Below are 6,222 nucleotides of genomic sequence, written 5' to 3'. Positions count from 1 at the left end.
AAAACCATCAAATTTACAAAACTTGGGCGTTGAGAATTACTTTTTTTAGTTGAACTCATTAAAATTGGTGAGTAATGGCTTTATTATGACTTTAGTCCCTAGAAAATTATTTTTTTCGCTGGATAATTCAATAAACTCATAGTTTAGCCATTTGGCATCTTCTGTAAACATACGCACACAGCCATGGCTCGCACGGTACCCTGGAATGTCATTAGAACCATGAAGAGCAAATCCTTTATGAAAATACATACAATAAGGCATCCTGGCATTATCGTAGGTATTGGATTGACACTTTTCGTTTTCTTTACTAAAGACGCGAAATATTCCAGTGAGCGTTCTGCATGATTTTGGGCTATCAACACATTTATCACGACCTGAAGAGATAGGTCCCCATTTGACTAAATGCCCCTGATGGTTATACGCAGCCCAAGCCAGCTTTTCCTGATCAACAACAATTAATTTCTCTCCATTAGTATCAACTTTTAATGAAAATGGAGCAATATCGAAAAGACTTAAATTTGTTAAATTAACGGGAACTGCTATTTCTTTGCCGGGCCAAAGAACATTGTAACTACGATTCAACCGCTGAACTATATCACGCTGTTGAGGATCTGGAAAAAGATTTTCCCAACTATCACCACGAACTATTTTTAAACAATCATATTGCGAATAAGCACAGAGCGTTGGTCCAAAATAAGCAGCACTATATGCCCATGATGTGTGTAATGTCGCAAAAACAGTCAAGAGTATTTTTTTCATATTTCATCCTTGCTTTTTGATTGTTGCTCAAAAAATCATATGCATTCAAAATTCAAGTAATGAACAATATTTACCCTCCTTGATTTAATAATAGGATATTAATTTTGCACTGTCAGATTGAATATGAATCAAAACCCTTCACATAGTTATAAAGAGTTGCTTTTTTTAATTGGTTTGTTATTCAACAACACCTAAATGATAGGATGGTTTGGTTGGGTCTAAAGAGAGTACTGTATTTTCTCTCACTGACTTTCCAAACGTTTCCTTGATGGCAAAAGCTGAAATCAGTACCGAAATTATAGAAAATATAATAACGAGAAAGAGGGCCTCCTGATAATTTTTTATTTGTGCAGGATAAGGCAACATACTCCCTATTATTGGAGCACTAACTGATGTAGTTATCGCTATCATCGCATTATTAAAAGCTAACCCTATTGCCAGATACTCTTCTTTACATTGCTCTGCAATAGCTGCAAATCCGATGCTTTGTCCACTGGCACTTAAACCAAGGGCTAGAAAACTAAGCCCTGTTAGTGTTTTTCCAAATGGAAAATATATAATTCCGGAGAGGGATATTAAAGCTGTAAAAGCACTTGTGAGCATTAGAGGTTTTCTCCGTTGTAGCTTATCAGATAAAAAACCGAGTAAGGGGCAACCTAATGCATAACCTAACCATGCCAATGTTATCATGTAGGAGGAAAATACGGGAGAAAATCCTTTTTTTATTAGAAATTCCACCCCGATATTTTCTGAAAAATATTCAATAGCAAAGTAAACACAACCAGAAAAAAGTGCAATGCTCCACACCTGTTTTTGACTGATTATTTTTAATAAATTCTGTGATACTTTGATAGGTTTGGTAAGTACTATAAATTTTTCTCGAGTATTACGATTGTTTTCTACAAACAACAATGTGAGTACAGCAATAATTATACCGATAACTGCCATACTGAAAAATATACCACGCCATCCTAACATAGAGTTTTGAGACAATGTGTTTAATGGGCCTGCAGCAAGCATTGGGCCTAAGGTACCAATAAATTGAGAAATACCTATAAACAAAGCAATATTTTTTCTAGGCATCCAATCATAGACAGCAATTAACAAACAAATAAATCCAAAAGAAGAACCTAAACCCATGAAGATGCGGCACAACATTGCTACACAGAAATGTTGGGATAAGGCAAAGCCCATTGTAGAGCTTGCACAAAAAATTAAAGCAATAAATAATGCTTTTTTTAATCCAAAGCGTGCAGTAATAATTCCAATAGGAATTTGCATTACTCCATAAATGACTAAATATCCTGTTGTGCTTAACAAAGAAAAAGTCATCGGTGTTAGGTTTAAGTCATTCATTAGTTGTGTTTGAAAAGTGCCTACCACTGTACGCAATAAAAATTCATACATAAAAAAGAGTGCACAGATAAGCCAGACTAATAAACCTTTTAAATTGAGTTTATTTTCTGCACTCATTCTTGAGCCTCTTTGCCCCAGGCTTCTAAAGCGATTTCGGCTCGATTATTATCGATAAAAGTAGCTACCTTAAAAATAGTTTGTCCTTCATAAATTAATGGATGACGGTTTATACCTACCACTATTCCTTCATGCTCTGCCTTTAGAACTTCAGCTGTATCAGCACTGAAAGGATCACTAATGATTCCGATACACTGTCCTTTTTGAATTCTTTGTCCAAGCTCTACGGTACTCAAAAACACACCACTACGATGAGTACGGATCCAGTCTTGATCTTGCGAAAAAACAGGTTTGAATACATAATCATTTTGATCAGACACATCCAGCATGCTCAAAGCCTCCATCACGTTATGAATCCCAGATAAACCTAAACTAATTGCCGATTTGTCAAATCGCATTGCTTCTCCTGCTTGATAGACAAGCATGGGAATACCTAATTGTTCTGTAGTTTTTCTCAATGAATTATTTTGCATGTTGACATTGGTAATAACGGGGGCTCTAAAACTTTTAGCTAAGCACTTACTTTCAACATTATTTAAGTCACAATAAATTTGAGGCAAAATTTCATGGTTGATAGAGCCAGTTTGTAATTCTATACAAAAATCACTTTTACTTAATATTTCTTGTGTGAAGATGTGAGCTATACGCTCACCATATGAACCATTTTCTACACCGGGAAAACAACGCTCAAGATTTGTATCATTATGTGCTCTTGATGGACCGATTAACCCAAGAATATTTAAAACAGGAACAGCAATTAGAGTTCCTCGCATTCGAGACAATCTATCAGATTCGAGTAAGCGATTTATAATTTCCAGTCCATTTAGCTCATCTCCTTTAACAGCCGAAAAAATTAACAAGCAGGGTCCGTGTTCTTTGCCGTGAATTACTTTTATAGGCATATAAAATGAAGTACATGAATAGAAATCAGGTAAAGGTAGAGCCAGATTAACCTGTTCGCCAGGATGAATAGTCGCGTTACAAATATTGAGTTTTGAATTTTTCATAAGCTGTGTATTAGTCGTTATCCTTCAAGTAAAATTTACATGCTAACAATTTACTGCCAATGATGCAAAATTTGACACAGTGTGTTCTGTATGATTAGCAATGATCATATAGAGACATTTATGATAAAAAGTCTATGAAGAAAACCAGAATAATCTACTCTGAAAAGTTGTCGGGTTAATGTTGGGATAAAATTTCTGTTCAGTAAGAAAATGCTGTGAACTAAGGAAATAAAAGCCAAGGAGCATGGAACCTCTATGAACATGCTTCTTTTTTTAACGTTCTACGCAAAAGTTGCGTATAGATAGGAGCATTTTTTGCAAACTGAACAACTGTAGTTGATGTTAAACAGGTAATCATTAACGGCAATATCAATAAATAATTTTGCGTCATTTCAACAACAAGAATGATACCTGTAATCGGTGCTCTTACAGAAGCAGCGAACAGAGCTCCCATGCCAGCCACCGCAAGCATACCCGGATGAATGTTTATGTCACTTGAAATTGCCTGAAGAATATGTGAAGCAGCTAATCCCAAAATGGTTCCTAAAGCTAACATAGGCGCAAAAATACCACCGGGGACACCTGTGCCATAACACAATAAAGTCATAATAAATCGAATTATAAGTAACATTATCAAGACTGAAAAATCAGGGTAAGCGATTAAAGCTTGTTCAATAATATGATATCCACCTCCAACAACGCCAGGCTGTTTATAAGCCAAATATCCTACGGTGAGGCCAATAATTAATACGTAAATATCTTTCATCCAGGGTTTCAGTTTGTCCAGGCTGTATAACAATTTCATCAAGAATTTATTAAAACACAGACCTACAATACCTACTACGATACCAAAGGCAAAGAAAAGCCAAAGCGATTGAAGACTTGGCGGGGTAAAGACAACCATCTTAATATCAGGTTGAGGTCCAATAATGATATGCAACATGATTGTTGCAAACACACAACATATGGCAACCATTTTGAAATTTGTAAAGGAGAAATTAAACTCATTGCGCATTTCTTCAAGTACAAATAAAACACCAGCAAGAGGTGCATTAAACGCTGTTGCAAGTCCTGCTGCAGCTCCGGCAGCTATAAGTGAGTCACGTCTTTTCCTATTTAAAAAGAAGATCTCACCTAACATTTCACCTAAATTACCACCAATTTGAATGGTAGGCCCTTCACGACCGAGCACCATCTTAGAACCAATTGACATGACTCCACCAATAAATTTTACAGGTAATAATCTTCGCCACAAAATTGGACGCTCATGAAGCAAAGTCCCTTCAATTTCCTGAACACCACTTCCTGATGCTTCGGTTGCAACCCATTTTACTAAAGCCCATGCGATGAAAACCATGACCATCGTTGTGAGTGCAGAAATGACACCGATATTATAACCTTTTGACCCTGCGAAATTAAACCAGCTGATTAAAACATTATTTAACCAATGGATTGCCAACTGCAACAATGAACCCACAGTTCCTGTTAATATGCCTAATAAGGTCGAAAGTACATAAAGTTTTAAGATTTTATCTCGCATCGGGCTTTTTCATCTTTAAAGGGTAGTTTGCTGCATGCTAATGCTAAGAAAAACTCCAGTTAATTTGTCCGCCAATGGCTGTGGTTTGTGTATTGGTATGTCCCTTAAGGGATGTCAAAGGAGTAATTAGATTCACTGGCATTTGGTTAAAGAATGAATGGCCTACCCCTACATCGTAGCCTAAATTTGCATTTTGTTGATAATGGGCTCCCACTGCCACAATGGTCGCACTCCCTACAGGATCGGCAATACCGCGATCACGATCGTTAGAAGGGGTACTCATAAATTGAATACCGCCACGGAATAATATTTTCTCAGTTGCCTTAAACGTAGCGCCTGCTGCATAATCAAAACAATTGTGGTAATTAAATGGAATTGTTACTGAACGCGTTTCTCCCGTAGGAGTTTCCGTATTTTCCATGGTTATTTGATTAAATGTTCTCCAATTGGTATAAAAAACCGTACCAAACCCAGTCCATCGTTTGGTGAAATCATGTTGTAAGCTCAATTGAGCTCGGGCCGGCAAAGCTGCTTTTGTTTCTTGTTGATTGGTTCTAAAGATCGCTACCACAGGTCCGATTGCAGGTGTATGTACTGTGCTATGGCCTCTGGTCGTAAGTGAAATTTTAGAATAATAACTCAATCCAATCCGAGTTTCTGGTAAAAAATCCCATAAAATACCGCCATGGCCCCCATATCCCCAACCGCTTAAATGATTTTCGAGTCTTGAGTCAGAAGGAAAAGAAACAGGCGGACCATACATATTATTTAATGTAAATGCCAAATGCAGTGCATCAAAACCCGCACCCAGAGAAAAGCGCTCCGTAATTTTCACTCCTAAACTTGGGCCTACATCAATGCCAACCACTTGAGCACGTGTTGCAGCATAACGTGCCATGGATGAGCGGGTGGAACCATAATTCGTACCCAATCCAAACGGAGTTGTTAAATTAAAACCAAAAGAAACGCGCTGAGTAAGGGGCGCTGAATAATAAAATGAGGGCATAAAAGCCCTAATTTGGCTTTTTGCTACGCCAGACTGCGCCACAGCGAACGGAAATGGGAAGGGTGGTGTCACTGCAGATCCTGTAAATCGGGCAGTACCGATGATGCCCAATGCATTACCTACTATTTGTTGACGCGACAGCTTAACAAGACCTGCTGGATTTGTATAAGCCGTACTTGCATCACTGGCAGCCGTTGCCCAATCAGCATAAGCAACACCCAATCCTGCTGAATTAACAAAAGGCAGGCTAAAATCGGATGCCCAAACTGGAGAAACTACACAGCACGAAAAAAGCGCTAGGTATAAATGAGAGACTTGACGCACGTTTTGCTCCTTTATAGTAAATAGCTAATCCCCTGTATGAATATGTACTCGAACGGTTGGATTTGAGCGCAGGTTCTCCCAAGATGCGCCAAATACAGCCGTTCCTTGGTAGG

General features: G+C 37.9%; 5 protein-coding genes. All 5 read right to left on the bottom strand.

Going from position 1 to position 6,222, the window contains the following annotated elements; translation table 11 throughout:
* Positions 1-45: 45 nt before the first annotated feature.
* On the bottom strand, positions 46-759 hold the full coding sequence (locus tag LXO92_RS04430; RefSeq protein WP_182351513.1) for a L,D-transpeptidase: 714 nt from the start codon (positions 757-759) through the stop codon (positions 46-48).
* A 177-nt stretch (positions 760-936) separates the two neighbouring features.
* Entirely contained in the window at positions 937-2,232 is a 1,296-nt protein-coding gene (locus tag LXO92_RS04425) for an MFS transporter (RefSeq protein ID WP_232890444.1), read from the bottom strand.
* Complete coding sequence (locus LXO92_RS04420; RefSeq protein WP_182351511.1) at positions 2,229-3,239, bottom strand: succinylglutamate desuccinylase/aspartoacylase family protein; 1,011 nt, start codon at positions 3,237-3,239, stop codon at positions 2,229-2,231. The genes LXO92_RS04425 and LXO92_RS04420 overlap by 4 nt, the downstream gene beginning before the upstream one ends.
* Before the next feature lie 253 nt (positions 3,240-3,492).
* Positions 3,493-4,779, bottom strand: a complete 1,287-nt coding sequence (gene clcA / locus LXO92_RS04415; protein ID WP_182351510.1) for a H(+)/Cl(-) exchange transporter ClcA — start codon at positions 4,777-4,779, stop codon at positions 3,493-3,495.
* 43 nt (positions 4,780-4,822) lie between these two features.
* Positions 4,823-6,109 carry an OmpP1/FadL family transporter gene (locus LXO92_RS04410; RefSeq protein WP_232890443.1) on the bottom strand — a complete coding sequence of 429 codons (1,287 nt, stop codon included), beginning with the start codon at positions 6,107-6,109 and terminating at the stop codon, positions 4,823-4,825.
* Positions 6,110-6,222 lie beyond the last annotated feature (113 nt).

This window comes from Legionella resiliens (assembly GCF_021344005.1).
Classification (GTDB): Bacteria; Pseudomonadota; Gammaproteobacteria; order Legionellales; family Legionellaceae; genus Legionella; species Legionella resiliens.
The sequence above is the reverse complement of the archived record's forward strand: the minus strand, read 5'-3'. Positions and strand labels throughout refer to the sequence as shown.

Coding starts and splice junctions, on each gene's coding strand:
- clcA (WP_182351510.1), bottom strand. CDS start 4,779: ATGCGAGATAAAATCTTAAAACTTTATGTACTTTCGACCTTATTAGGC.
- LXO92_RS04430 (WP_182351513.1), bottom strand. CDS start 759: ATGAAAAAAATACTCTTGACTGTTTTTGCGACATTACACACATCATGG.
- LXO92_RS04425 (WP_232890444.1), bottom strand. CDS start 2,232: ATGAGTGCAGAAAATAAACTCAATTTAAAAGGTTTATTAGTCTGGCTT.
- LXO92_RS04420 (WP_182351511.1), bottom strand. CDS start 3,239: ATGAAAAATTCAAAACTCAATATTTGTAACGCGACTATTCATCCTGGC.